Origin of the sequence: Bdellovibrio sp. SKB1291214 (genome assembly GCF_002209355.2) — a bacterium.
Classification (GTDB): Bacteria; Bdellovibrionota; Bdellovibrionia; order Bdellovibrionales; family Bdellovibrionaceae; genus Bdellovibrio.
The window spans coordinates 3,258,890-3,283,424 of record NZ_CP106855.1; the positions used below are offsets into that span (position 1 = coordinate 3,258,890).

Below are 24,535 nucleotides of genomic sequence, written 5' to 3' on the forward strand. Positions count from 1 at the left end.
TATAAGCAGGGGATGGCGATCAAGGTTTCCAGAATTTTGCATGCGGGTTATGTGTTTGAAGTCGAAGGCACTCGGATTGCCTTCGACCCCGTATTTGAAAGCCCCTTTAGCCGCAACTGCCACGCTTTCCCATCTGTCGATTTCGATTATCAAGTCTTAAGCCAGGTTCACTTCGATGCTATCTTTATTTCTCATCATCATGACGATCATTGTTCTTTCGATAGCTTAAAGCTTTTGGATCGCAATACTCCCATCTACATGTTCTGCGTTCACGACGAAATGTTCACGTGGATCAAAGAGCTAGGCTTTAAACGCGTTCATCCCTTAGTTTTAAACAGCACTGTCAATGTAGGCCCATTTCAGATCATTACTCATCCCGCACTTGATATTGATGTGGATTCGATCTTTCAGGTCAAAGTGCAGGATTTAAATATTCTGAATATCGTCGATTCCTGGATAGACCCTGCAACTCTTAAGAATTTGGAAAATGAAAAGCCATGGGACCTGATTATGTGGCCTTTTCAGACGATGAGGGAAATTGAAGTTCTTGAGCCTGTGCACGCATTGCCATCTGATAAAAAAGTTCCTTTGGAGTGGTTGGAGCAGATTAAAGCTCTTTCTCCTGAGAATTTAATTCCTAGCTCTTGTCAGTTCAAAATGGAGGAGTGGTCTTGGTATAACAAAGCCTTCTTTCCGATTTCCTATAAGCTATTTTCAGAGCAAGTTCTGGAAGTTTCTTCCAAGACCCATGTTTTCCGTCTTGATCCTGGCTGCAGTGTTCTGGTTTCTAAAGAAGGAATTCACGAGGCCGGGAGATTATTCTGGGTCTTGCCAAAGGGAGAAGAAGGTTTGGATTATGAGTATGATCCAAACATAAGAATTCCGTCGACGTCAGAAATAGCTAAGTATTTGCCAGCTCTTACTGCTGAGCAAATGAGATTCGTCGAAAATTTTTGTCGCAAAGGACTCCTCGATAGATATGCGGAAGTCGGCCCATCCGGAGATTTGTATTTCAATAAATCTCGTCTGTGGAAGCTTTCAGTTTATGATCATGCAGGCGCGGAATTTACTTATCAGTATGAGCTGAAAGATGATGGGATGACTTTGGTGGAAGCGTTGACCGGTAGCGCTGAATGGAAAACTGAAATTATCGCAAGTAAACTCTATTCAGCACTGACCACAGGTGAAAGCTTAAGTTCACTCTATGTTCGCGTTGAGAAATACGTGGATGTCGATGTTGTTGAAGATCCTCTGCTTCGTTGCTTATTCAGTGGTGAGTTCGGTTCCTACCAAAAAGCTCAACTTGAGCGAATAAAGAAAGGGGCTTCCTTATGACGGTGGTGAATCTTTCCCCCTTCTCAAAAAAAGTAATCGAAACTATTTTAAAGATTCCCAACGGAAAAGTCGCAACCTACAAGCAGATTGCTGAGCTTGCGGGAAAGCCTCAGGGGTCCCGTGGCGTTTCATGGATTTTGCATTCATGTTCAGCGACGTATAAGCTGCCATGGCACCGAGTTTTAAACTCTCAAGGACGTATTTCGTTCGATATTACCAGTCGAAACTATAAGGACCAAAAAAGGAAATTGGAAAAAGAGGGCATTGAATTTAGTGCGGATGGGAAGCTTGATCTGCGCAAGTTCCAGTGGAGCAAACGCCCAGCCAAAATGAAAAGCCGGGCGTCGAAACCAAAGATGTTTTCTTAGCGGTGGCAGTTCGTTAGATCCAATTTGATATCCGCTTGTGCGCCGAATTTGGTTTTGCATTGAAAGCGACCATCTTTAGATATTTGGCTGATTTCAACGAAACCTTCAGCATAGAACTGACCTTCAGATTGGCACTCGATCGTGTTAATCCAGTAGTGGTCGGCTGACTCGTCTTTCACTCGGCAGTTCGGCTTTGGATTCATTTCAGAAACATCTTGATTGCAGATTGTCCCGTATTTAAGAAACGGAGTTGTTGTGCCGTCTGCTTGCACCCAGCTTGCGCTTAGTGGGGCGAACGTGAACTCAACTTTACCTTGTTGTGAATCGCAAACGGCAACGTCTGGAGCAGATGCAGCCATTAATGTTGAAGCTGCGGCAGTAACAGCGAAAGAGACTAATATATTTTTCATGTGTTTCCCCTTTGAAAAAGCGCATATCACTGAATTGCGACGGTCAGGTCAACCCTGGACGCTGAGTAGCAGTGATTTTCAAAGAAAAAGGCGAGCCGGGAAGGGCTCGCCTTTCGGGAGGGGCATAAGATGCAAATTAAGGGAGTTTGAAGAGGATCATTTCTGAATCCTCATTAGCTTTGATATTTGCTACGGACACGTCTGTGGCCGCAATTGCATCACCAATTGCTAATTTTTCGCCGTTCACTTCAACGTCACCTTTTACCACTTGTAACCACATTCGACGTTCATCGCCAATGTTGAAATCAAGTGTCTCGGATTTTTTCAAGCGCGAGATATACATGTCGGCATCTTGATGAATTCCGATTGTGCCATCTTTGCCATCTGGAGAAATAACATGAACAAGTTTTTGCGTGTTCAGTTCAGTCTCAAATGATTTTTGTCCGTAACCTGGTGCTACTCCTCTTTTATTAGGCATAATCCAAATTTGGAAGAAGTGAGTATCTTTGTCGGGAACATCATTATATTCAGAATGAAGAACACCTGTACCTGCACTCATGCGTTGCACTTCTCCGGGTTTAATCACTGCGACGTTACCCATGGAGTCTTTGTGTTGAAGAGCTCCGTCGATGACGTAAGAGATGATTTCCATATCACGATGTGTATGAGTTTCGAAACCCGAACCACCTGCGATTCTGTCTTCGTTAATCACACGAAGTGGACCGAAGTGCATGTGCTCTGGATCATAGTATTCCGCGAAAGAAAACGTATGACGGGATTTCAACCACCCGTGATTCGCCAAGCCTCTGTCGTTAGATCTTCTTACTGTTAACATACCTTTTTCCTTTCTTATGAGAGGCACTGCCCCTGCAAATAAACCTATTGCTGTCGTTAATGCGCCCAAGATAAATCCGCGGCGTTTGAGGGGTATCTTCAAGTTCATGAGTGCCTCCCATGAACTAAGTATCGGCGATTTCTACTTGCAAAAAAATTATTAAGAATTAATCGACTATATAGATATTATTTATATTGTTTCGGAGGGCCACCGGGAGGTTAATCCCAGTGGTTTCCATTATTTAGCGATTGTGTTGGTATCCGCCGTAAGTATTTACCGGGGACCAGGCTGGAAGGGCGCGGGGAGCTTTTGGGGCTAAATCCGTGTATTCTTTTTGAGCCGTTTTGATATCCCCGCCGACCACTGTCATGTCAGAGAAGATCTCTTTGATTTGTTCTTCAGGAACAGAGAAGTAGTCTTTGTTCAAAAGTGCGAAGTCAGCAAATTCACCTTCAACGATATCACCCTTCAAAGTTTCTTCTTTCGAGAACCAAGCGGCACCTTTCGTCATTAGGTAAAGTGCTTTTTCACGAGACAGACGATTTTTATCACTCATGTGTTTGAAGCCGCCCACAGTTTTTCCACTGACATGCCAATACAAAGAAATCCAAGGGTTGAATGAAGACACGCGAGTGGCATCTGTTCCTGAACCAACCGGAATACCAAGAGCTAGCATGTCGGCAATTGGTGGAGCTGTTTCCGCTTTCTTCGCACCGTATTGTTTAAAGAATTCTTCTCCTTGGAAAGCCATGCGGTCTTGAACCGAAATACCGCCACCCAATACTTTGATACGTTGCAAGTTTTTGTAAGTCACGGTTTCCGCGTGATCGATGATGAATCTGTCAGGGAAAGGACCGCCTTCTTTCTTAATTTCTTCAACCACATTTAAGACACGAGCGATGGATTCGTCATAAGTCGCATGAATGCGGAAGATCCATTGGTGTTTAAACAAAAGTTTCAAGATCGGTTTTAATTCTGATTCCATTTGCGGAGGTAGATCAGGACGTGGCTCCATGAAATCCTCAAAGTCAGCCGCAGAGGCCGTTAAGTTTTCTCCTCCACCCATGAGGTGATAGTGAGAGCCCAAGTGAAGTTCGTGCAGGCTTTCGGGATTTACAGCTGCAGTCCAACGTTCATAGTCTTGCAATTCTTTGCCGACTACCGGAGCGAATAAGTAAAAGGGAATACGCACGGCAAGTTTCTTTTCATCGTTCAACTCTTTAGCGATGCGGTGATCTTCTGGGAAGAAGAATCCGCCACCACCCGCATCGATGACACCGGTCAAACCAAGACGGCTTAGCTCATTAAAGTACAGTACCGTCGAGTTACGTTCCTCAGCGCGGTTTGCAAGTTTCGGAGTGGAAGCCAAAGTTTTATAAAGAACCATGGCGTTAGGTTTTGCGGTTAAGACACCCGTCGGATTGCCATGTTTATCCAGTTCAACTTCGCCACCAGGAAATTTTGTGTCTTTGTTATACTTTAATGCTTTTACACCTGCCGCGTTCATGAATGCTTTCGAGTACAGATACATCACGAAGACTGGGCGATTAGGAGAAGCTTCGTTTAATTCTTTAATTGTTGGGAAACGATTTTCTTTAAATTGATGAGGAGACCAGCCGCCGACGACGCGAACCCATTGTCCTTCGGGCGTACGAGCCGCTTGTTCCTTGATCATCTTGAGGCCTTCTTTAAGGGATTTTACACCGTCCCAGCGAAGTTCCAAGTTGTAGTTAAGGCCTGCACGAATCGGGTGGTGATGAGTATCAACCAGTCCAGGAATAACAGTGCGGCCGTTGGCGTCGATCACTTTCGTGTTTTCGCCCTTAAGTTTCATGACATCCTCGTTTTTTCCAACTTTAACGAAGACACCGTCTTTCACAGCAAAGGCTTCTTGAAAGCTGTTCTTATGAGAAAAGACTTTGGCATTGCGGATGATAAGATCTGGAGATGATTTTGTCTGAGCTTCGGCAGAAGATGTGTAAGTAAGTGCTGCGGCGGAGCTCATAAGTAAGGCTTTCTTAAGTTGCTTTGTGATGGTGTTGTTCATGTTGGTGATTCCTTAGATGAAAAGCGCCGGGATATGAGGTCCCAGCGCCAGGGAGAGATTAATTATTTATGGCTTTCTTTAGCGCCTTCTTTTGCGCCGAACATTTCTTTAGCGTAGATGATACCTAGGCCGTAACCACCACCGTGTTCTTTAGCGATACCTGTTGTTGCGTCGTAAGTTGCGCCGCGAGCCCAGTCACGTTGTAGTTCAAGAAGATATTGCATCCAAGTGATGGGGTGAGCGCCCGCTTGAGTCATTCTTGTGATTGCTGAATCGTGAGCGATATTAGAAACACCACCGGAGGCATCAACTACGAAGTAAACATCATAACCATCTTCTATAGCTGATAGCACAGGCCCAACCCCACATACTTCAGTCCAAAGTGCAGCGATAACAAGTTTCTTTTTACCGATTTGTTTAACCTTGTCGGTAACTCGATTATCCTCCCAAGTGTTCATTGTCGTGCGATCAATTGGTTTTTGATCCGGGAACACAGCTTGTAGCTCTGGAAACATGGGGCCTGAGAAAGATTTTTCTGCCACTGTTGTTAGTATTGTTGGAACGCCGAATACTTTTGCTGATTTCGCAAGACCTGTAACGTTGTTGCGAAGTTCTTGGATGTCGATGGATCTAGTTGCGAAGGCCATCTGTGGTTGGTGGTCAATTAAGATCAAAGTGTGATTCGTTGGTGTTAGTAGCGCTTTGGCTGGTTTGCCTGCTTGTGCTTGAACTGCTATCAATGCTACCAATGCTGCGAAAATGACTTTAAATGCTTTCATGTTGTTCTCCCTTACGGTGTTTGTTTTTTTGTTGTGCGCTTATGTTTGTGTGTTGCGCTGATGAAACTAATATCAGCCATAAATTGCTTGAAAAAAATTAATAATATTTTATGATCACAATAAACATAGACTATATTGTTCGGGAGCCTGTTTGTGACAATTGATCAGTTAGAAACCCTTGAAATGATTGTGGAAAAGGGTAGTTTTAAGGCTGCGGCCGAACATCTTTACAAAACTCAACCCAGCTTATCTGTGGCGATTAAAAAGCTTGAAGAAGAATTCGATCTACAGCTTTTTAATCGTGAAGAGTATCGACCCAAGTTAACTCCCGAAGGTTTGATTTTCTATAATTGGGCCAAGCAATGTTTGTTTTCGTTTCGTGAACTGCAAACTGTAGGACAGGAGCTGGGTTCTAAAAAAGTCGAACCATTTTTGACAATCGTTTTAGATCCACTCGTGCGCTTTGAAGCAATCGAGGGAGTATTTCAAGAAACCATTTTGTCAAAACATCCAACAGAGATGACATTTCGCTCAGAGATCATGAGTGGTGGTTTGAATTCTTTGCTTTCCGGCGAAGCTGATTTCTCTATATCTACGAAATCTACAGAGAATGATAATATTGAAAGTGTTTTCTTTGATAAAATTCAGATGGTTCCTGTGGTTGCAAAGTCATTGGCAAAAAAGCTCCCAAATTTGACATACAAATCTTTGAAAGCATATCCACAGATCGTGGTTCTTCAGCAAGGCGACAAGAGCAACCTGCTAAAACGCGAGACAAAAGGTATCGTTGCGGATTCAAAAAAAAGCTATGTCACTGATCATGCGCTGAAACACAGAATGATCATGAGTGGATTTGGGTGGGGACGCTTGCCGCTGACTGAAGTTGAAAAGGAATTGAAAAAAGAAAATCTTATCTTAATTGAAGATGATCAGGTGAAGCCCTTTTCTTTGGATTTACATATTATGCGTATGAAACATAAGCCGATGGGCCCTGTTGCTAGAGCTGTGTGGGAACAACTTCTGCGTAATTGTTTAAACTTAAAGCCTAAGAAAAAGGTGCGTTCATAGTGACATGAATGTCATGTGAGTCTTGGCTGCCGATGCCGTATCATGATTGTTCTCCTGGAGGACATCATGCCGGCTCGGCAGTACAAAGAATTTTTTCATCGTTACACAGAGGCTTATAATCAAGGATTAAGGGGCGAACTGGACACCCAAATGATCCGGGATTTTTTTACGGATCAGTTCTTTGCGGCTAGCCCGGACAGGGTTCAGGCAGGCTCAAACGGTCATTTCTTTTCTGACACATTAAAAAAAGCATATTCATTTTATCAAAAAATCGGCACACGAGAAATGCACGTACGAAACCTGATGGTCACACCTATTGATCGGTTCCATGACATGGTGAAAGTTTATTATCGTGCGGATTATGCGCCAGAAGGTAAACCACAAAAGTCGATCGACTTTGATGTAACCTATTTCATCCAAAACGGAGAAAATGGTCCAAAGATTTTTGGCTTTGTGGCAGGAGACGAGAAGCAAGCCTATCGTGACGCTGGATTAGTTAGTTGATATTGCTAACGAACTGCACGACGATAAGTTTTTCGGAGGTTCAAGTTATGGCTAAGAAAATTGCAATTGGCATCGTGGTGTTCGTGGTTTTGTTCTTGGGATATGTTTCCACACGTAGTGGTTCATTTCGCTATGAAAATAGCACGGTGATCAATGCTTCCTCAGACAAAATATTTCCTTACTTGAGTAATCTTAAAAAGGGCGGCCAGTGGAATCCATACGAACAAGCCGATCCCAACATGGTAAAAAACTTTTCCGGCACCGATGGGGCTGTGGGCTCTAAGATGGAATTCAAGGGCAACAAGGATGCAGGGGCTGGATCGCTGGAAATATTAGAAATAAAACCCAATGAATTTGCCAAGCTTAAGTTGATTATGACGGAGCCAATGCATGGCGAGCAGCTGATTGAATATAGCCTTACACCCGAAGGGCAAGGTACGAAGTTCACTTGGACGATGCACGGCGAGGGCGGCTTTATGACAAAACTTATGACGGTTCTAATCGATTGTGAAAAGATGTTCAGAACTCAGATGGATAAAGGTTTTGAAAATTTGAAGAAAGTTGTCGAAGCCCCGGCAGGTTCAGCAGAGGCAGCTCCCTCTGCAACCCCAGCCGCCGAAGCATCACCCGCTAAGTAACTAAAAGAAACGTTTGTGTTCAATGATAAGGCAGCGATTAGAGACAACTTTAATCCCTGCCTTTTCTGCTTTGGCCTCTGCCTCGGGATGACTGATTCCAAGTTGTAACCATAAGACTTCAACTCCACCGACCGCTAAAACTTCGTCTACAACATCGGGTATTTTGTCTGAACTTCTAAAGACATCGACAAACTTTCGATACTCTGTTGGCACTTCTTTTAATGATGAATAGATCTGAAATCCGCCGGCATCGTGTTTTTTGGGATAGGTTCCCACCATCTGCCATCCGTGCTCCCGCATATACAAGGGAACATAATGACTGGGTTTGGTTGCATCATTGCTTAAGCCATATACGGCGAATTTCTTATATTTCTCAAGAAGTGCTTTAATCTCAGTGTCTTTAACGTTCATTACATTTCCTAACTTTGGGTGCCACCAATTGGATCAGGTGGCAGTTTCTTTTCAGGCTGATTCGGTTGCGGATCAATTTCAGGTTCTTTATTAGGACTTGGATCAATCTCAGGCACGTTTTTTCTTGGATCATTTTTATCAGGGTTTTCGACCGGATTGTTTGGTGTGGTCGGTTTATCTGGTGTTTCCGGCATTTAAAACCTCCTGCTAATAGTTGGAAACCTCGATCTCGATGAGGAATGCGATAAGACTAACACCTAGGACACTACATGTCTTGGAGGTTCTGTCTGGATAATGCTTGTGATTAAACACAAACCACCTAAATCCAGTGGGTAATGCAACCCTTGACATCGTTTTCAAGTCTTACTGAAATCGTTGTTAAAGAGGTATTTAATGAAAATCATCGCAGTTTTGATATTGACGATCGCAACTTCGAATTCTTGGGCAGAAGAGCGCTTCAATCATATCACATGTGAATATCAAAAAACGCCTCTTGCGTGGGAGTTCATGGCGGTTGATTATAATCGCGAGGGTTTTGAGCTGCGACCAGGTGAATCCAAAGCCATAGTCAGTGCATGGACAACTACCCGAGTAAAAAATCTTGGGTTCTGTGTTTCATTACGTGGAACATCGACGCCTTCTACGGTGGAAACCATTTTAACTGTTTTCGAGGGATCTGATATTTTCGGAATTGATTACGATTCCTGCCAGCCAAGCGGCGCAAATATTTCTATAATCAAAAAAGAAACATTAATCACTCGTCGCGGTGATGTTGTGGAGATGTTCGTTGATAACTGGTGGGATGAGGGGCAACCAATGCTTTTGTTAAAGCACTATATCTCCCAACAACTCGAAAACGCCAAAGTGTCTGAAATCGCGCCGGCTAAGTGCGCTGAGCTGAAACCGCCTTCACGGTGATTCATTAATTAATGGGAATTGGATTTAACCGGATAGTACTCGTGAGGCACTTGCAAGCCACGTCTAACAATTTTCTCTGTCATGATAGAATTTTTCATTAACAAAGAAGAGACCACATACGCAATCGAACAGCATCCCAACAACGGAACTAAACCTAGTGGTTGCTTTGTTCCTTCCAAAGCAAAAACGACCGACGTTAACAGGGCTCTTGAAGATCCAGCAAATAAAGCGGCCATGCCGACTAATGCCATCGCGTGTGGATCAATATTCCAGTCAGGGAAAAGCATTGTTATTCCGGTTCCAACTATAAACCCAAAGGAAGCACCCAAGGTAAGTAACGGTGCAAGTGTTCCTCCAGAAGTCCCACTTCCTAGAGCCAAAGCCCAAGACAAAAACTTCCACACTAAAATACTGGCGGCAGCTCCAATAGTCAGGGAGCCACTTAAGCTCATCGAGATATTTCCATAACCTACACCAAGACTGCGAGGCTCGATCAATCCGATCACGCCAACGGCAATACCACCAATTGCTGGCCACCACATCCAATGGACAGGAATTTTCTCAAAAGCGTCTTCAATCCAGTAAATGGATTTCGTAACCAGTATACACATTAACCCCATTACCAAACCAAATACCAAGAAGATAGCAAGCTGTGTAATGTTGGTGTCAGGAAGGGGCGGCATCTGAAAGAACGACTCCGGGCCGATGAACAAACTTCTTAAAGTCGCCGCAATTATTGTGGCTAATGCGACGGGCACAAAAGATTTTGCGCGGAATTCAAATAGTAAGAGTTCAATCGCAATCATTACTGCCGAAAGTGGCGTACCAAAAATCGCTGTCATACCCGCAGCTGCGCCAGATGCTAGTAGGATTTTTCTTTCATAGGCACTAACAGGCAGAATCTGTCCAATCCAGGACCCTAAAGCTCCCCCAGTTGCAATGATAGGCCCCTCAGCTCCAAACGGTCCGCCCGAACCAATTGCTACTGCGGACGAAAGTGGTTTTAAGAAAGTAATTCTGCGGGGAATGCGACTGTCACGCTGAAGAATATTTTCCATGGCTTCAGGAATTCCGTGACCGCGAATGGCTTTGGAACCCCAACGAGCCATTGCCCCAACGATCAGCCCACCCATCACCGGAATAATCACTGCAATCCAGCCCAGAGTATTTTGTGCGGGTATGCGTTCCTCAAATGAAAATGTTTGAAAATAGAATAGGTTGGTGCAAAGTTGAATAGACATTAAGAGGCTTTTTGCGACGAAGGTCATTGCCACTCCGATCACGCAGCTTAACGAGTATATAAAAACCACCTGACTTTTTCTGCTTAACTCTTGCTCTGCCATCATTGTCTCCGATCTGGCGAATCTGCTCCTCGGAATTGAAACGTACAATACTTTGGACCTTGCATCGAAACGGTGTGTCATGTAATTTTTCGAACAAGGAATCATCAATATGGAAAATTCAAACTGCTGCGTCTGCCAAAAACCTAAAGCCAATTTAGAATGTGGTGTCTGCCACGAACACGTCTGTAAAAAGTGTGCGCAATTCGTGGAGGACGGTTCTTTTTCCTTTTACAAGACGGTTCCTAAGATTCTTCAAAGCACCGTCTTTTGTGGTCCTTGTTATGATCGAGAGATCTCTCCAGCAATTGCTGAATACGAACAGATCATGAAGAAAGCCAAAGGGATCAGCATCTTCATGAAAGAAGATTCCAAGATCACCCAACGATTTAGCAGAAAAGAAAATCCTATCGAGATCAAAGAGTGTGAAGACAAAGACGAACTCGTTATGCGCATGGCGTTTCTTGCAGTGACCGGGGGTTTTAATGCCTTAGTGGACGTGGAAATTAAACACGAAAAAGTAAAACCCGGCGGCAAGTATCAGTATACGAACTGGAGCGGGAAGGGCATTCCCACTCTAGTTACCTCCAGTAGACATCTTTAAGCCGTCCTATTGAACAGTGATCCAAACTCGGCTAACGCCGTAAGCACGAACCAGTCTGTTAAATGTATATCCATTATCAGGATGCATACGAATGCACCCATGGGATGCTGGCTTACCAAGTTTTGGCCAGTTGCCTTTAGGTGTCCCGTGAAGGGCGTAACCACCTTTGATGAAGACGGCATAGGGCATATTGCCTAAGCCATTGTAATCACCTTCTGGATATTTTGTAGAAGTATAACGGTCATAGATGCGACCATCTGGATGTCGATCAAAATTGGGTGTGGTGTAGCCTGCCATTCCTGTTGAGACAGCCCATGAACCTTGCATGTAACCATTCACGTAAAGGTACATACGTTGTGAACTTTTGACGACCTGAGCCCAGACCGAGCACGCATTTCTAGAGCAGCCTCCAAAGGGTCCGAGTATGTCATCCATCACAGTATTAATGTGAGCGGGCTTGCCGGTTTCTTGTTCGTAAATTTTATCGTACTGATCTAGGATTTCTTCAACGTTTGGATCGAATGGATTGATATGTTCAAGCATGTTAGGAATGCGGTCATCGTCGATATATGTGGTTACTTCCGCTTTCGCATAATTCCCCATTAGTAGCATAAGCGAAAGACTGAAACATGTTACGTGATGGCTTGTTCTCATGTCACACCTCAATTTGTGAGAGAGTTAAACTTGTTTCAAGTCTACTCTTGCGTACAAAAAATTGAGGTGGACCTAGTCTAATACGAGACTTCTGTTGCGGAACGAACTGTTAAAGTTTCGTTCTGTACGTTGCGCATTACCAATTCGAATTGGATCTTTAGCAAATCGCTGTCGGATATTGTGTGGCAGAACAAGAATGTCAGGTGCAGTCGCTCCTTGTCAGACAATTTGAATAGATCCCATAATCGGGGAAGAGTATCCATAGAAAAATGTCTTTTTTTGTCGAACACAAGCTTCACGAATGTTTTCGATACCTGAAGTCTGTCGGCACAGTATTGCAAAGAGAACGAGTATTTCTTTGTTTTCTCTGCAACGAATTTCTCTTTTAAGAAATCGCGGTAATCTGGATAGCTACCGATGTGTGTGGGTTGAATCATAAAAAACTCTTTTTGTTGGAGGGGGCTTGGAAGGGCGATCGCCTCTCCGGATAGTTCTTGGAACATTTCATTCACCTTTTCGGTTAATCAAATTTTAAAAATTCTAGAGAAAGAAGAGCCGGGGAGGTTAAATTTCCCCGGCTCTGAAGGATCACGCTCCCAATTCACCAATGAATTAGTTACGGTCTTGATCTAGAGCGATTTCCATTCTGTTAACACCAAGGTTTACGCCGAAACCTTTTGCGAACTGGAAGGAAACTTTAAGAGCGATTGTTGGAAGGTCTACGCGAGTCGCAGTAATAACACCAACGCCACCAAGGATTGCGCCTTGAGCTTGAGCTACGTAGTAAGTGCCAAGGATAGATTCTGGATTAGAATCAAAAAGAGCGATTTCAGCAGCTTGCCCCGTCAATTCCATTTTGCCTAAAGCGATTTGTGGAGAGAAAGGTTTAGCTTTCATTTTTACAGTTACTGGATATTCTGCAGTTTGACCTGTTGGTGACATACAAGCCAAAGTGCCTTTACCGTTATATTCATAATTTCCCAGAATAACTTTGATACCAGATGCCGTGCCTTTAAAGTTCAAGTTACATGCCCAAGCTGGAGCCGTGTACGCGTGAGCTTGTGAAACACCCAAAACCATTGCGATAGCCAAGAATACTTTTTTCATTTTAATCCTCCTTAGGATTGTTTTTGTTAGTAACGTTTTAAATTCCGCTGTTGCGGTATGGAGCAAGAGATATCCGAGCCTTTTCAGCCTGTCTAGACCCCGAACGGGACATTGTGTCCCGACTATTTAAAACGGGACAAGTTGTCCCGGGGAGCTTGCGTTATTAGAGTTTTGTGTCTATAACGGGCCCATGGAAATCACTATTAAAAAGCTATTGATGCAGGAACTTGCGAAACGCCAAACGCGCAATCCCTCTTATTCATTGCGTGCCTTCGCCAGAGATCTTGATATTGGATCGACGACTTTATCAGATGTTTTAGGAGACAGAAGATCGCTCTCTAAGACGAACCTTGAAAAAGTGATGGAGCGTTTGCTTGTATCACCTCTCGAGAAAGAGCTGCTTTGGTCAGAGTATAAACAAGGCTCTACAAAGGTTGAAATCGACGAGCGCCTCTTATTACAGGAGGACACATTCCGTCTCATTTCTGACTGGTACTACCTCGCGATTATGAACTTGGCGAAGCTTCCAGAAAATAGAGCGAACCCTCAATGGATTGCAAAACGTTTAGGAATCAAAGAGGAAAAAGCAGAAGAAGCTTTAGAGCGTTTGCTCAGATTAGAACTTTTGAAAAAAAATCGTAATCGTCTTGTGCGCACGGCAAAGCCAATGGTGATGCAAGATGTGCCGTCAGCTGCAATACGCAAGCACCATAACCAGAATTTGCATCTAGCAGAGCAATCACTCCACAGAGATCCCGTCGATAAACGGGTTTTTAACTCAATGACTATCGCCGTGAATCCTGAAAAACTCGGCGCTGTGAAAGATGTCCTATTAAAAACTCGAAAAAAAATAGAGGATCTGCTAGAAGATGGCCCTCTATCTGAGGTTTATACTTTTTCGTTTCAGTTATTCCCGTTAACGAAACTTCAAGATGGTACGGAGGGGCGCAATGTTTAAGACTATGAGAGCTTTAGTATCGGCTGCGATCATCTTTTCGTCATTCAGTGCAATGGCTATGATCGGCGGTGACTGGGTTGGCAACGGAGGCGGCATCGCAGAAAAGAACGTTCTTTACGCTTACGAGCGTTTGGATCAATACATTGAAATCTGCCTTACATCTGACACATGCAAATTAGATCCTCGTCAGCGCGAGATCATCGCAAAAATCGCCAAAGGTCTTCCCCAAGAGCTTCGCGGTCGCATGATCTATTTCGGTTCCGAGCAAAAAACTCCGGGGTTCTTTATGATCGACGGTTTGGTTCGTGTTGCCAAAACAGGCAGCTCACCAAGCAGTCCCATTTATATCAATGCAGATCTCCTTTACAGCAAAGGCGCTGACAACCAATACACAGCAGTGACAATTCCTGAAGCTGTTGCGATCTTGGTCCACGAGTTCGGTCACCATTACGGCGGTTACTCTCACGAGGAACTAGATTTGTTGGGTGTTCGTATTTCGATGCTTCTTCAATCTAAAATGGCAGTGACGCCGCTTCTTCCATGGAGCAACGATATCTCTGCAATGGTTTTAACTAAAAATGTTTACACGGCTTATCCAGATGTTCTTTTGAATGTCGGCGATGATGTGATTGATATTTCTAAATCCATTGCTGACGAGGCGATGTGCTACCGTTTCTCGGTACCGATTCCAGTTTTGCCAATCCCAGATTTGGATTTGATCAGCAAAAAACCAGCGGGCTCAGTTCTTTACAACCTTCACTGGGACAAATTCAATGACAGCGACACTCGTATTAAAGTGAAGTTGATCGGCAACATCTCGAACTCTTGCTTGTTTAAAACAAACATCCTTCTTCGCAGTAACGAATATAAGATGTCCATCAGCTTCTCTGCGACGAAAATCAATAACACTTGGAAGTACGACCATGATTCATTGAAGGTCGAGCAATACCGCGATCCTTGGTACAAAGTGATCCGCTTACCTTTCCAGCCAATGTCCTGGGGAGAAAACTAAAAAGAAGGCGGGTTTCAATCCCGCCTTTTTTATTTAGATTGACCTCTTGTAATCAGTATTTAATTTACTGAGGTCGTTAAATTCGATCATCAAACTAAATCCGCGTCGATTATGTTGACCAATCATTTCCACAACGAAACCATTTGTTACTAAGCAAATAATTGTTTTGTCAAAGGATGTGACATGTTGCGCGTTTTAGTTAGTGCGTTGCTTTTGTGTGTATTAATTCAGGCAGAGGCTCGTAATGATAGAGCTTTGAAGCTTCCTCCGGTGGAAAAGCCGCGAGTACAAAGAGAATTTAGGCGATCAATTCAATTGGAGAGGAATTCCAATCGGGCCAGTTCCAATTACGACGTTGGTAACGTGGAAGTTGGAGCAGAGGGAGTTCACGCATTTAATTTCTATTTCAATAATCTTGAGCCCACTGACAAGGTGACATTCTCTGCATCAACGCTTGCAGGAAGTGCAGGATATAAAATTTTGAAAGATGGATGTAAAGGAGTCACGCTAACGGGAACACAGAGGTGTTCTATGGAAGTATCCTATAAATTCACTTCCTCTGGTATCCAAAACACCGTTTTAACTTCGCCATGGGTGTTACAATATCAATTGGAGGATGGAACGATTGGTTCGTACAGCGGTACTGGATCTGAGTCTTATTCCGCATATGTTATTCCTCCGCCGCCCGAGTATGAGAAAGATCCATCTCCTCAGACGTGTCAGGGGCAAGCGCAAGGTTCCATCGTACGTTTGGATAGCCAATCTCTTGGTGAGGAAGTTGCTATCGTAGGGGTTGGGGGATCATTAGTATACACCACCGAAAACGCAAAACAGTTTGTTACCACAGCGTCCAAGGCAAATCGCATTCAAAGCTTCAATCCTGAAGGAATGTCCTTTTCGTTACTTCATTATTATGATCGAGTAAAACTTCGTTTGTTTGAGGGAAGCGGCAATTCCCGATTTGCCAAGTATATTAACCTGGATGGTCAGAGAGTTGTTGCCAGCTCTGATGGCCAAGAGTTGTATTATTTCGATACTAATGGCCGACATATGACTACTCGTTATTCGTTAACTGGTGCGATATTGCGTACTTTCAATTATACGAATAATAAAATTTCATCGATTGTGGACGCTTTCGGAAACACTATAACATTCGGGCGTAATAGCTTGGGTGTGCTAACGTCCATCACTTCCCCTTATGGGCAGGTGACAAACATTACCACAACTTCTGCCGGGTTAGTCGCCACCATCAAAAACCCAATGTCTCAAGTTCACACGTTGGCCTATAAAAGTGGAACTGAGCTATTGGAGAAGTTCACGAAGCCAGGTGGTCAGTATGCGACGTTTACGTATGATGGCAATGGTAAGTTAACGAGAGACGCAGGAAGCGGTGGAAACCGTTGGGATTTACTTTTAACCTTAATGTCGGATCAGAGAACGACAGACAAAAGCTCAGCTCTTGCGAGAAAAGAAACATATTATTACTGGTCAGAAAAAGGTGATAATCACAGATATGTGGATTATGCATCTGGCGCGTGGTCAGACAATATTTCCCTTTATAATAATGCTGGGAATGAATACCAAGAAGAGAACTATTCTGAACGAAGTACGACTTTCACCGATCCCCGTTTTGGAATTATGCATGACATGCCATTTACTAATAGCAAAATAGTGGCGGATGAACTGACGCGTGAGGTTGGGTCCGTTTTTACATTGTATAATCGATCAATAGATTCATATAAGCTATTCGATTTTGGTAAAATGGTGGATACAGTAACTGTAAACGACCGCCTGACCTCTACCTCCACCTATACCGTTGCTACAAATACACATCTGTCTCAATCCCCGCAAGGAGCGACAGCAACAAAAACTATAGACCAATTCGGAAGAACAACTTCTGAAAAAATCGGAAATGATTTACCGTGGACATTTGTCTACGATGGATACGGCAGGCTTTGGTCAAAGTCGCAGGGGTCCAATGTCGAGCAGTACGCATACAACTCTTCTGGATACTTACAAAGCGTCACGAACGCGCGTAACGAAGTTACTTCATATACATACGATCTTGCCGGCAAACTGACTCAAATTAAACTGCCTGACAATCGACTTATCGGTATGACTTATGATGCAAATGGAAATAGAACAGGCATTACACCGCCCTCTAAGCCTGCTCATAAGTTCGTATTCAATGCGATGGATTTAATGAGTTCCTATCAGCCGCCAGCTTTAACGGGTGTTACTGTTAAGGATACAACGTACGCGTATAACCAAGATAAACAGCTGACCCAAATTACAAGACCTGACACTAGAACCGTAAAGTACGTATATGGTGCCTCCAGCGGAAGGCTTGAGCAGGTTCAAGTAGCGCGCGGTAGTGACAAATACTTTTATAAACCTTGGTCCGATCGTATCGAACAGATTGACTCTGCAGACGGAATTAGAACTTTCTATTACTATTTTGGAAAAATGTTAAGGTCTGAATCTCAAAGCTTAACTACCAACGGTTTAAATATAGCTAAAGTTTCCTATAATTTTGATTCCGAACTTAGAGTTTCGGCACGCGTGGTTGAAGGGGATGGATACAACTCAACGACTGCGATCACATATAACGGTGACAGTGTTCCAGCAAAAATTGGTAACATGACCCTTACGTATAGTTATCCTTCCGGTCGGTTGTCCACAACTGCATTAGACAGAATTACGGATTCACGCACATATAATACGTCGGGATATCTTACTGGTTACAAGGCCGTCTATACGCCGACATCAGGCGCGGCTACGACACTATACTCTTACACTTTAACCCGCGACGTAATGGGACGAATCAGTGGTAAGTCAGAAACAATTGGCGGGGTAACAACGACATATGCTTATCAATACGATAAAGCCGGACGACTTACATTGGTCACAAAAAATGGGGCAACGAACAGCTCATTTGTTTACGACAGCAATGGTAATAAAACCAGTGGTGTAATCAACGGAGTGGCGTTCACTGCGACATACGATAATCAAGATCGTTTGACGAGTTGGAATGGAGTTGCTTACGGATACAATGCTAACGGCGACAATACCAACATCGGTACGAACACATTCACATACGATGCTTACAGTCGCTTGCTTGCGTCAGTCACAGGCACTAGCAATTACAAGTATCAATACGATGGCAAAGGCCGTCAGGTCCGAATGTATTCAGGAACTACGGGCGCAACGACAATGCGTAGAATTTACGAGAATGACCTAAGAATAGCGGCTGAATATAACGACGCTGGGGTTGTTGCTAAAGAATACGTTTACGGTACCAGCGTTAACTCTCCTGATTATGTGATCATCTCAGGTGTGAGATATCGTTATATTAAAGATCATTTGGGATCTCCACGTCTAATTGTGAAGTCAACAGATGGAACAATCGCTCAGAGAATGGATTACGATGTCTTGGGCAAAGTCATCAACAATACCAAAGCAGGCTTCCAAGCTTATGGATTCGCTGGTGGCATGTTCATCAGCTCAGTGGGCTTAGTGAAGTTCGGTGCAAGATGGTATGATCCAAACACTGGACGATGGACGTCGAAGGATCCAATTCGCTTCGATGGTAAAGATCTGAATTTATTTGGTTATGCTTTGAATGATCCAGTAAACAAAACTGATAGTAAAGGCCTAAGAAATGAAATGGCATGTGCTGCCGCCGGTGCAAAAGATGTAATCCAGGAAATTCAAAACTTGAGGAATGAGTGCGCTAAAGTGGAGGCAAAATTATCAAGCGGTAACCTTTCAGCAGAAGAGCGGAAGGCCTACACTGAAGACGGGCACTACTTCGCTGAGCAGCTAAAACAACGTGAGCTTGATCAAAGAAATGATCAGGATGATTGTAATAGCCCGGATGATGTATAATCGCCATCTACTTGAAGGTGGAAAAGGAGTTCAATAAAATTGAACTCCTTTTTTTTATTCTCGCCAGGGGGCTTAAAGCAACTTATTTCTTTAATGCGTCTAAGAGAGCGGGTAGACGTGAGTGCGTTGCTAACCCTTACTTCAACGGTTTTGTTGGGATGGATCGTCGTTTCTGCATCTTTTTCCAGGTACAAATGACCTGAATTTTTTGGTGCGGGATTTTGTCCATCTATTCGAACTCGACAATAGTTGCTGTCCATTTTGATGTTTCCGAGATCTTTCGAGTATTGGCCGCGTTGGATGTAAATTTCGTTGGTTCCAACAGCACCCATGGCTTCCTCTAAGTTGCTATTTTGTTCAATTTGAACGTACAAATGTTCATGCAATTTCATTTTGTTTAAAGTGACGAAATACTGAGGAAAGTTTTTCAGCTGTCTCGCTAGAACATCTGATACATTTGATTCATCCTCGGCACCCTTCAGCTTGGCGAACCACAACTCTTCTGGAGAAAATATCTTTTGCTGGCTTCTTTCGTCCTCCATTTTTTGGTGTGGTTTGGCTGTATCCAAATCCGCAGTATGATCTTTTGGTAGGTCGGGCAAAGGGTCAGACTTTTTTAAGAGACCTTCGGTCGTTTTATCAAAGACTGGTTTTTCTGAAACGGTTTGCTCGCTTGTCTGTGTGGCAGCGGTTGGAGATATGTAATTCCTAAAAATTAGTCCAATTATAGTCAAAGCAACTAGCCAAAAAATTTTTTTCACTTTTTCTCCCGCGGTCACCACGAAAATAACCATATGTTAAATATTTTGGTATGGAAATGTTAAATACAGAATACACTACTTGAATTTATAGACCTCAAGGCAGGATTCAAACCCATCTTTCTTTATGGGACTTCTAGTAATCATTATTTAATTTATTGAGGTCGTTAAATTTGTGCCAAACCAAATCCGTATCGGTTATGTTGGATTTCGTTACGGACGCTATTTTAGGAATCCAACTAATGAAAAAATAGACATATCTATAGTGACAGTCGGCGTGATTTGGTATCACTTCGATTTTAACATTCCCGATCGGGCCCTTGGTTTGGCCAATTGCACATCTAGGCCCTTGGGAACTGATTACACCGTTGATGTTGATATTAAATTACTTTCAGTGGGTTATTTTCATTAAGCAGATTAAGGAAATAAATACGAAAAGATTCTCAGAGATAAATTGGAGCGATGTAGGCGATGCGACTATGGTGGAGTTAATTAAGTCTAGCGCGCACTCCTAAGTTGAAAGCCAAGTCTAGTAGAGTGAGGGCCTCGGCCCCACTTTCTAGAGGATGATAGCAAGCTATTTTATTTACATATAACTTCTCTTTATATTTATCGGATGTAGAAAGCTGTACTTCGACTCCTGCAAATGACTTTTCTAAGGTAAGAATCCTTCCCACGACGTCATTTTCTAGTATTTGTTGAGTGCCGGATTGGTTTCCGATGATAGAGATCGAACAATAAATTATGTTTGATGCTGGCGAATCAATTTTACGTCCTTCGGAAAAATAATATGTTCCCGGGGTATTCTGCGAGAAAACACGCACAAAGTCTGAATTAGAGATTGATAGTAAAGTTAAGATTTTATTAATCGGTAGATCTAAAAGTTTTATCCAATAAAACTGATAATTTTCCGTGGCGAACTTTACTGCAGCATTAATTTCATCTTGGCTTTTAACTTCTGAAATATCCTTTTTTATAGCCAGAAAATTCGTCTTTCTAGATTCATAGGTATTTGATTGTGATCGTACTTCGGATGGTGGTTTCTCGGAGAGATTTGCGGATTCAGCTAAGTTAGATTGTCGAGGTGGTTCGCTACCTTTTTCGAGTGTATGCTCATTCATATGAGTTGTTAGACCATTGACGGAATGGATTCTCTGCGGCTCATTTTCAGGCAACACATAATTTTTTTTAAAATATATCGACGTGGTGACTACAATCAGTAAGAGAAGTAATGCATTTTTTTTTGAAAGCATATGTAAGTTTAAAACAGATTATAACATTTTAAAATGTTATAATTGACTAACTATCGGTTTATTCAAAAAAAGTTATCAGCGTACTTCGACGGCAATTGATGCTTTTAAATAAAAAAAGGCGGGTCAAAACCGCCTTTTTTATTTGGTATTTTAGTGTTTTTGAGTAGCTTTAAGGTACCCTTCGTAATCAATGTGGTTATCGTAAGTAACCGTCTCGTTGATTTCGATGATTCTGTTTGCAACGGTTTGCAAAAGCTCGTGGTCATGACACGTGAAGATCACAGTGCCTTTAAAACGCTTCAGACCCTCATTCACAGCTGTGATACTCTCTAGGTCCAAGTGATTCGTCGGACCGTCAAGAATCAGGATATTAGCGCCTTCGAGCATCAATTTAGAGAACATGCAGCGCACCTTCTCGCCCCCGGAAAGAACCGTTGGCTGTTTCAATGCATCTGTTCCCGAGAAAAGCATTTTACCAAGGAAACCGCGCAAGAAACTTTCGTCCTTGTCTTCAGAGAATTCGCGCAACCACTCAACCAAAGAGGCCTCGTTCCCTTGGAAGTACTTAGAGTTGTCTGTTGGGAAGTAACCACGAGTGGTTGTAATGCCCCAAGTGTAAGTTCCGGAATCCGCTGCCATTTCTCCAGCGATGATTTCCATAAGCAGTGTTTTAGCTAAGTCATTGCGACCCAACAACGCGACCTTATCGCCTTTTTTAAGGCTGAAGCTTACGTTTTTCAGCAGAGTTTCGCCTTCCCAAGTTTTAGTTAGCTTATCAACTACTAAAACGTCATTTCCCAGTTCACGTTTTACATCGAACCCAATGAATGGAGACTTACGGGAAGAGGCCGGCAAGTCATTGAACTCAAGCTTTTCCAATTGTTTTTGACGAGAAGAAGCCTGAGCAGACTTAGAAGCATTCGCACTGAATCGTGCGATGAAGGCTTTAAGTTCCTCGGCTTTATCAGCACTCTTTTTATTTTGGTCTGCCAGCATACGTTGTTTAAGTTCGCTTGCTTCACGCCAGAAGTCGTAGTTACCCGTGAATGTCGTCACTTTGCCGTAATCGATATCAGCGATGTGCGAGCAAACTTTATTCAAGAAGTGACGGTCATGCGAGATCACGATGACGGTGTTTTCGAAGTTTTCAAGGAACTGTTCAAGCCATTGAATCGCATAGATGTCCAAGTGATTCGTCGGCTCATCCAGAAGAAGGATGTCAGGACGACCGAACAAAGCCTGAGCCAAAAGGACTTTAACCTTCTCGCCAGGGTTTAGTTCTTTCATAAGCTTATGGTGGAAATCGTCGCCGATACCCAAACCCGCCAGCATAACGCCAGCTTCGGATTCAGCTTCCCAACCGTTAAGTTCTGCGAAGATGCCTTCAAGCTCTGAAGCACGGTTGCCGTCTTCTTCAGAAAAATCAGGTTTCGCATAAAGCTCGTCTTTTTCAGTCATGACTTTAAAAAGACGATCGTTACCCATTAAAACGGTTTTAAGAACCGTATGTTCATCATAGGCATAGTGATCTTGTTTCAGAACTGACAAACGCAAATCGCCAGGAATGATTACTTCACCCGTATTCGGTTCGATTTCTTTAGATAGAATTTTAAGGAATGTGGATTTTCCAGCACCGTTAGCGCCGATCAAACCATAGCAATTGCCAGGAGTGAATTTCACATTTACGTCTTCAAAAAGCTTTTTGCCACCGAAACGGAGGCTGACATTGGAAGTACTGATCATAGGGAACAGTTTTTACGCAAAAGCCCCAAAAATAGCAAGGCAGCAGTCAAAACTGCCGCCCATTTTACCCGTTTTTTCATAGGGGAACTATTTGCGGAAGGCGACTTTGCCTTTAGAGCGGTAATATTTCACCCATTGCTGCCAGATTTCTGATTTGGATGGCTGAGTGACCACGGGGGAAGGGGACGGTTTTGGTTGAGTCACCACTGAAGTCGAAGGTGATGGAACTGGCGTAGGGTTAGTTACCGCCGGGGGAGTCGTCGGCTGAGTGGGTTGAGTTACCATTGGAGGAGAGTCTGAAGAACCCGCCGAAGTTTTCAATCCATAAAAGTATTCAGCCAAATCCACTTCACCTTGAGTGTAGTAGTTTTTATCCAAGATGCGGGCATCAGCGCCGATATGGGAGGCGAGTGATAATGTCGCGCCGGAAAAACTGGAATCATCAGATAATTTTAAAAGCTGCGACTGCCACTTTTCATTATTCGGGTCAAAGATTTGTATTGATGAAGCAGAAGCTGCTTGGACAGCGACTGAGTGCCCATACTGACGAGTGAAGCTGCAAGTCTTGCGACCGCTCGCCATCTCGGAACATTTTGGAATGTAAGATGCGAAAAGAATCGAACCCAATTGTCCTGCTTGCATGTCTGCAAATATCAGCACCTAACATCACAACTGCGCCGTAAACTCCTTGTTGATAAAGGCTTTCAGTGAAGCTGCCGGCAACGATATCTTTTTTAACATTAAAAATAGATTCCATAACCATGGTCGAAGACGTGGGCAAACAAGCCATTGATCCGAACTTGGCTTTTACAGAAGATTCCATCTGATTCAGTAAGGGCATGTCTTCAGCTTTACATTCGGTCGAAGAGCAAGTGATCCCAGCGTTGGCAATATTGCATGTGAGAACGGTTGCTGCTATAAGCACAGTCGATGTGAATTTCATTGAACCCCCAATGCCTTGTATTCAAAGCAATTCAAGGACCAGGGGGTGATTCGCAGTTTAAACGAAATAGTTAAGAGGCTGGCTGTCGAACCCGTGATGGGTGACCAAATCCTAAACTCTGTTTCCAGTTGCAATTTCTTAGGGTGCACGAGGATAATCTAATAATGAAGCAAACGTTCCTGGTTATTATCGCCGCAGTCCTTATTGCCGTGTACTTTTTCAATAGAGATAAAGTTAAAAGCGTCGATCAATCAGGCGATCCACAAAGTTCAATTTCTTCAGCTAATGCGAATGGTTTCAAGCAAACACAACCGGTGGTTTCTGGAACGACTCAGAAGGCGTCAGTTAGAAATATCGCATCCGTAACGAGTGTTCCAGTAGACACCAAAGAGCGTAAGCTTTTGGTGGATCTTATTAAAACCACTCGTGCCGCGGAAAATAAATCTGATTTAAAAGAAAAAGTAAAATCATTGCGTGCGCAGTTCAATGCGCTTCCTAATAAGAAGCAAGTACTGTGGGATTACTATCGTGATCTTCAGTCAGCTCACTCCGCCCATTTTGAAAGAGTCGAGATGCTGGATATGTTAAACAGTCGCGGCGGCGATCAACAACTGGCGGAAGTGGCCTTGGCAGAGGCTTTAGAATATGCTCCGGCTAAGACTGTTACGATGGAGAGTGCTCGTACGGAGCATGAGCGAAATATCGCTTCGACTACGGATGAAAGTTACATTCCTGTTTTAGTTGCTTATGAGATTTACCTAAATAACTGCGGCAACTATTCAGGGTGTCAGCAAGGACTTTTAACTGTGATCGCAAACAACGAAAATCACAACATGCGCACCTCTTTAATCGAGGCGGTCAATAAGCGCTTCCCTAAGGACAAGAAAGAGTTCGCTGCAGATCTGGCGCGCTACGATCTTAAGTAGTCCAATCTCATATCGATCCATCCATAATTGCATCAC

General features: G+C 43.4%; 26 protein-coding genes. 11 read left to right on the forward strand and 15 right to left on the reverse strand.

All coding sequences use genetic code 11. The features are described 5' to 3' along the window. The first annotated feature begins 12 nt into the window (after window positions 1–12). Together B9G69_RS16030 and B9G69_RS16035 are read left to right on the forward strand one after the other, a co-directional pair. Window positions 13–1,335, forward strand: a complete 1,323-nt coding sequence (locus B9G69_RS16030) for an MBL fold metallo-hydrolase (protein ID WP_088617362.1) — start codon at window positions 13–15, stop codon at window positions 1,333–1,335. Beyond that, the gene (locus tag B9G69_RS16035; RefSeq protein ID WP_088617361.1) at window positions 1,332–1,703 is read left to right on the forward strand and encodes an MGMT family protein; all 372 of its coding nucleotides are present in this window, start codon (window positions 1,332–1,334) and stop codon (window positions 1,701–1,703) included. Before B9G69_RS16030 ends, B9G69_RS16035 begins: the two co-directional genes overlap by 4 nt. Here the strand turns inward: B9G69_RS16035 and B9G69_RS16040 are convergent. From B9G69_RS16040 to B9G69_RS16055, 4 genes are all read right to left on the reverse strand, one after another. Next, window positions 1,700–2,113 (reverse strand): hypothetical protein, encoded by a 414-nt coding sequence (locus tag B9G69_RS16040; protein WP_088617360.1) that lies wholly within the window; start codon window positions 2,111–2,113, stop codon window positions 1,700–1,702. The two genes, B9G69_RS16035 and B9G69_RS16040, sit on opposite strands and share 4 nt — an antisense overlap. A 136-nt stretch (window positions 2,114–2,249) precedes the next feature. Next, window positions 2,250–2,948 (reverse strand): pirin family protein, encoded by a 699-nt coding sequence (locus B9G69_RS16045; protein ID WP_088617371.1) that lies wholly within the window; start codon window positions 2,946–2,948, stop codon window positions 2,250–2,252. 241 nt (window positions 2,949–3,189) lie between these two features. After that, window positions 3,190–4,995, reverse strand: coding sequence for an amidohydrolase (locus tag B9G69_RS16050; RefSeq protein ID WP_217897761.1), 1,806 nt, complete (start codon window positions 4,993–4,995; stop codon window positions 3,190–3,192). A gap of 62 nt (window positions 4,996–5,057) precedes the next feature. After that, window positions 5,058–5,774, reverse strand: a complete 717-nt coding sequence (locus B9G69_RS16055; protein ID WP_088617359.1) for a hydrolase — start codon at window positions 5,772–5,774, stop codon at window positions 5,058–5,060. Window positions 5,775–5,927: 153 nt separating this feature from the next. Here B9G69_RS16055 and B9G69_RS16060 point away from each other — a divergent pair, with 153 nt between their 5' ends. The 3 genes from B9G69_RS16060 (at window position 5,928) to B9G69_RS16070 (ending at window position 7,984) form a co-directional block, all read left to right on the forward strand. Then, on the forward strand, window positions 5,928–6,842 hold the full coding sequence (locus B9G69_RS16060; protein ID WP_088617358.1) for a LysR family transcriptional regulator: 915 nt from the start codon (window positions 5,928–5,930) through the stop codon (window positions 6,840–6,842). Between the two features lie 66 nt (window positions 6,843–6,908). Beyond that, window positions 6,909–7,346, forward strand: a complete 438-nt coding sequence (locus tag B9G69_RS16065; RefSeq protein ID WP_088617357.1) for a hypothetical protein — start codon at window positions 6,909–6,911, stop codon at window positions 7,344–7,346. Window positions 7,347–7,393: 47 nt separating this feature from the next. Then, window positions 7,394–7,984: an SRPBCC family protein gene (locus B9G69_RS16070; protein WP_088617356.1), complete on the forward strand. Its 591-nt coding sequence runs from the start codon at window positions 7,394–7,396 to the stop codon at window positions 7,982–7,984. Here the strand turns inward: B9G69_RS16070 and B9G69_RS16075 are convergent, their stop codons facing one another. After that, window positions 7,985–8,395, reverse strand: coding sequence for a CoA-binding protein (locus B9G69_RS16075; RefSeq protein WP_088617355.1), 411 nt, complete (start codon window positions 8,393–8,395; stop codon window positions 7,985–7,987). An 8-nt stretch (window positions 8,396–8,403) separates the two neighbouring features. Continuing rightward, window positions 8,404–8,589, reverse strand: a complete 186-nt coding sequence (locus B9G69_RS16080) for a hypothetical protein (RefSeq protein ID WP_088617354.1) — start codon at window positions 8,587–8,589, stop codon at window positions 8,404–8,406. A 199-nt stretch (window positions 8,590–8,788) separates the two neighbouring features. On the opposite strand from B9G69_RS16080, the gene B9G69_RS16085 reads away from it, so the two are divergent. Further along, window positions 8,789–9,313: a hypothetical protein gene (locus B9G69_RS16085; RefSeq protein ID WP_088617353.1), complete on the forward strand. Its 525-nt coding sequence runs from the start codon at window positions 8,789–8,791 to the stop codon at window positions 9,311–9,313. Between the two features lie 8 nt (window positions 9,314–9,321). Here B9G69_RS16085 and B9G69_RS16090 read toward each other — a convergent pair whose 3' ends face one another. Then, window positions 9,322–10,554: a chloride channel protein gene (locus tag B9G69_RS16090; RefSeq protein WP_254917113.1), complete on the reverse strand. Its 1,233-nt coding sequence runs from the start codon at window positions 10,552–10,554 to the stop codon at window positions 9,322–9,324. Between the two features lie 211 nt (window positions 10,555–10,765). Here B9G69_RS16090 and B9G69_RS16095 point away from each other — a divergent pair, with 211 nt between their 5' ends. Further along, window positions 10,766–11,257, forward strand: a complete 492-nt coding sequence (locus B9G69_RS16095; RefSeq protein WP_088617351.1) for a hypothetical protein — start codon at window positions 10,766–10,768, stop codon at window positions 11,255–11,257. 6 nt (window positions 11,258–11,263) lie between these two features. Here the strand turns inward: B9G69_RS16095 and B9G69_RS16100 are convergent, their stop codons facing one another. The 3 genes from B9G69_RS16100 to B9G69_RS16110 all read right to left on the reverse strand — a co-directional run bounded on the left by B9G69_RS16100 (window position 11,264) and on the right by B9G69_RS16110 (window position 13,018). Next, window positions 11,264–11,860 carry a L,D-transpeptidase gene (locus B9G69_RS16100; RefSeq protein ID WP_254917112.1) on the reverse strand — a complete coding sequence of 199 codons (597 nt, stop codon included), beginning with the start codon at window positions 11,858–11,860 and terminating at the stop codon, window positions 11,264–11,266. A 128-nt stretch (window positions 11,861–11,988) separates the two neighbouring features. Then, window positions 11,989–12,414, reverse strand: a complete 426-nt coding sequence (locus B9G69_RS16105; protein ID WP_088617349.1) for a hypothetical protein — start codon at window positions 12,412–12,414, stop codon at window positions 11,989–11,991. A 109-nt stretch (window positions 12,415–12,523) separates the two neighbouring features. Next, a complete protein-coding gene (locus B9G69_RS16110) occupies window positions 12,524–13,018 on the reverse strand; it encodes a hypothetical protein (protein ID WP_088617348.1) in 495 nt (164 codons plus the stop codon). Window positions 13,019–13,208: 190 nt separating this feature from the next. Here B9G69_RS16110 and B9G69_RS16115 point away from each other — a divergent pair, with 190 nt between their 5' ends. The 3 genes from B9G69_RS16115 to B9G69_RS16125 all read left to right on the forward strand — a co-directional run bounded on the left by B9G69_RS16115 (window position 13,209) and on the right by B9G69_RS16125 (window position 18,876). After that, on the forward strand, window positions 13,209–13,976 hold the full coding sequence (locus B9G69_RS16115; protein WP_265437837.1) for a DUF4423 domain-containing protein: 768 nt from the start codon (window positions 13,209–13,211) through the stop codon (window positions 13,974–13,976). Then, on the forward strand, window positions 13,969–14,988 hold the full coding sequence (locus B9G69_RS16120) for a hypothetical protein (RefSeq protein ID WP_088617346.1): 1,020 nt from the start codon (window positions 13,969–13,971) through the stop codon (window positions 14,986–14,988). Before B9G69_RS16115 ends, B9G69_RS16120 begins: the two co-directional genes overlap by 8 nt. A gap of 183 nt (window positions 14,989–15,171) precedes the next feature. Next, window positions 15,172–18,876, forward strand: a complete 3,705-nt coding sequence (locus tag B9G69_RS16125) for an RHS repeat domain-containing protein (RefSeq protein WP_265437838.1) — start codon at window positions 15,172–15,174, stop codon at window positions 18,874–18,876. Here B9G69_RS16125 and B9G69_RS16130 read toward each other — a convergent pair. The 5 genes from B9G69_RS16130 to B9G69_RS16150 all read right to left on the reverse strand — a co-directional run bounded on the left by B9G69_RS16130 (window position 18,843) and on the right by B9G69_RS16150 (window position 23,573). After that, window positions 18,843–19,637 carry a hypothetical protein gene (locus B9G69_RS16130; RefSeq protein WP_088615798.1) on the reverse strand — a complete coding sequence of 265 codons (795 nt, stop codon included), beginning with the start codon at window positions 19,635–19,637 and terminating at the stop codon, window positions 18,843–18,845. The genes B9G69_RS16125 and B9G69_RS16130 overlap by 34 nt on opposite strands. 485 nt (window positions 19,638–20,122) lie before the next feature. Beyond that, complete coding sequence (locus B9G69_RS16135; protein ID WP_088615797.1) at window positions 20,123–20,887, reverse strand: hypothetical protein; 765 nt, start codon at window positions 20,885–20,887, stop codon at window positions 20,123–20,125. A 150-nt stretch (window positions 20,888–21,037) separates the two neighbouring features. Then, window positions 21,038–22,630, reverse strand: coding sequence for an ABC-F family ATP-binding cassette domain-containing protein (locus B9G69_RS16140; RefSeq protein ID WP_088615796.1), 1,593 nt, complete (start codon window positions 22,628–22,630; stop codon window positions 21,038–21,040). 87 nt (window positions 22,631–22,717) lie between these two features. Then, on the reverse strand, window positions 22,718–23,212 hold the full coding sequence (locus tag B9G69_RS16145; RefSeq protein WP_265437839.1) for a hypothetical protein: 495 nt from the start codon (window positions 23,210–23,212) through the stop codon (window positions 22,718–22,720). Continuing rightward, window positions 23,118–23,573 (reverse strand): hypothetical protein, encoded by a 456-nt coding sequence (locus tag B9G69_RS16150; protein WP_265437840.1) that lies wholly within the window; start codon window positions 23,571–23,573, stop codon window positions 23,118–23,120. Before B9G69_RS16150 ends, B9G69_RS16145 begins: the two co-directional genes overlap by 95 nt. Window positions 23,574–23,737: 164 nt before the next feature. On the opposite strand from B9G69_RS16150, the gene B9G69_RS16155 reads away from it, so the two are divergent. Beyond that, complete coding sequence (locus B9G69_RS16155) at window positions 23,738–24,499, forward strand: hypothetical protein (protein WP_088615794.1); 762 nt, start codon at window positions 23,738–23,740, stop codon at window positions 24,497–24,499. Window positions 24,500–24,535 lie beyond the last annotated feature (36 nt).

What these genes read in the sequence shown, in the direction of transcription:
- B9G69_RS16030 (WP_088617362.1), top strand. Translation starts at nt 13, where the DNA reads ATGGCGATCAAGGTTTCCAGAATTTTGCATGCGGGTTATGTGTTTGAA.
- B9G69_RS16035 (WP_088617361.1), top strand. Translation starts at nt 1,332, where the DNA reads ATGACGGTGGTGAATCTTTCCCCCTTCTCAAAAAAAGTAATCGAAACT.
- B9G69_RS16040 (WP_088617360.1), bottom strand. Translation starts at nt 2,113, where the DNA reads ATGAAAAATATATTAGTCTCTTTCGCTGTTACTGCCGCAGCTTCAACA.
- B9G69_RS16045 (WP_088617371.1), bottom strand. Translation starts at nt 2,948, where the DNA reads ATGTTAACAGTAAGAAGATCTAACGACAGAGGCTTGGCGAATCACGGG.
- B9G69_RS16050 (WP_217897761.1), bottom strand. Translation starts at nt 4,995, where the DNA reads ATGAACAACACCATCACAAAGCAACTTAAGAAAGCCTTACTTATGAGC.
- B9G69_RS16055 (WP_088617359.1), bottom strand. Translation starts at nt 5,774, where the DNA reads ATGAAAGCATTTAAAGTCATTTTCGCAGCATTGGTAGCATTGATAGCA.
- B9G69_RS16065 (WP_088617357.1), top strand. Translation starts at nt 6,909, where the DNA reads ATGCCGGCTCGGCAGTACAAAGAATTTTTTCATCGTTACACAGAGGCT.
- B9G69_RS16070 (WP_088617356.1), top strand. Translation starts at nt 7,394, where the DNA reads ATGGCTAAGAAAATTGCAATTGGCATCGTGGTGTTCGTGGTTTTGTTC.
- B9G69_RS16075 (WP_088617355.1), bottom strand. Translation starts at nt 8,395, where the DNA reads ATGAACGTTAAAGACACTGAGATTAAAGCACTTCTTGAGAAATATAAG.
- B9G69_RS16080 (WP_088617354.1), bottom strand. Translation starts at nt 8,589, where the DNA reads ATGCCGGAAACACCAGATAAACCGACCACACCAAACAATCCGGTCGAA.
- B9G69_RS16085 (WP_088617353.1), top strand. Translation starts at nt 8,789, where the DNA reads ATGAAAATCATCGCAGTTTTGATATTGACGATCGCAACTTCGAATTCT.
- B9G69_RS16090 (WP_254917113.1), bottom strand. Translation starts at nt 10,554, where the DNA reads ATGTCTATTCAACTTTGCACCAACCTATTCTATTTTCAAACATTTTCA.
- B9G69_RS16095 (WP_088617351.1), top strand. Translation starts at nt 10,766, where the DNA reads ATGGAAAATTCAAACTGCTGCGTCTGCCAAAAACCTAAAGCCAATTTA.
- B9G69_RS16100 (WP_254917112.1), bottom strand. Translation starts at nt 11,860, where the DNA reads ATGGGGAATTATGCGAAAGCGGAAGTAACCACATATATCGACGATGAC.
- B9G69_RS16105 (WP_088617349.1), bottom strand. Translation starts at nt 12,414, where the DNA reads ATGTTCCAAGAACTATCCGGAGAGGCGATCGCCCTTCCAAGCCCCCTC.
- B9G69_RS16110 (WP_088617348.1), bottom strand. Translation starts at nt 13,018, where the DNA reads ATGAAAAAAGTATTCTTGGCTATCGCAATGGTTTTGGGTGTTTCACAA.
- B9G69_RS16115 (WP_265437837.1), top strand. Translation starts at nt 13,209, where the DNA reads ATGGAAATCACTATTAAAAAGCTATTGATGCAGGAACTTGCGAAACGC.
- B9G69_RS16120 (WP_088617346.1), top strand. Translation starts at nt 13,969, where the DNA reads ATGTTTAAGACTATGAGAGCTTTAGTATCGGCTGCGATCATCTTTTCG.
- B9G69_RS16125 (WP_265437838.1), top strand. Translation starts at nt 15,172, where the DNA reads ATGTTGCGCGTTTTAGTTAGTGCGTTGCTTTTGTGTGTATTAATTCAG.
- B9G69_RS16135 (WP_088615797.1), bottom strand. Translation starts at nt 20,887, where the DNA reads ATGCTTTCAAAAAAAAATGCATTACTTCTCTTACTGATTGTAGTCACC.
- B9G69_RS16140 (WP_088615796.1), bottom strand. Translation starts at nt 22,630, where the DNA reads ATGATCAGTACTTCCAATGTCAGCCTCCGTTTCGGTGGCAAAAAGCTT.
- B9G69_RS16145 (WP_265437839.1), bottom strand. Translation starts at nt 23,212, where the DNA reads ATGGCGAGCGGTCGCAAGACTTGCAGCTTCACTCGTCAGTATGGGCAC.
- B9G69_RS16150 (WP_265437840.1), bottom strand. Translation starts at nt 23,573, where the DNA reads ATGAAATTCACATCGACTGTGCTTATAGCAGCAACCGTTCTCACATGC.
- B9G69_RS16155 (WP_088615794.1), top strand. Translation starts at nt 23,738, where the DNA reads ATGAAGCAAACGTTCCTGGTTATTATCGCCGCAGTCCTTATTGCCGTG.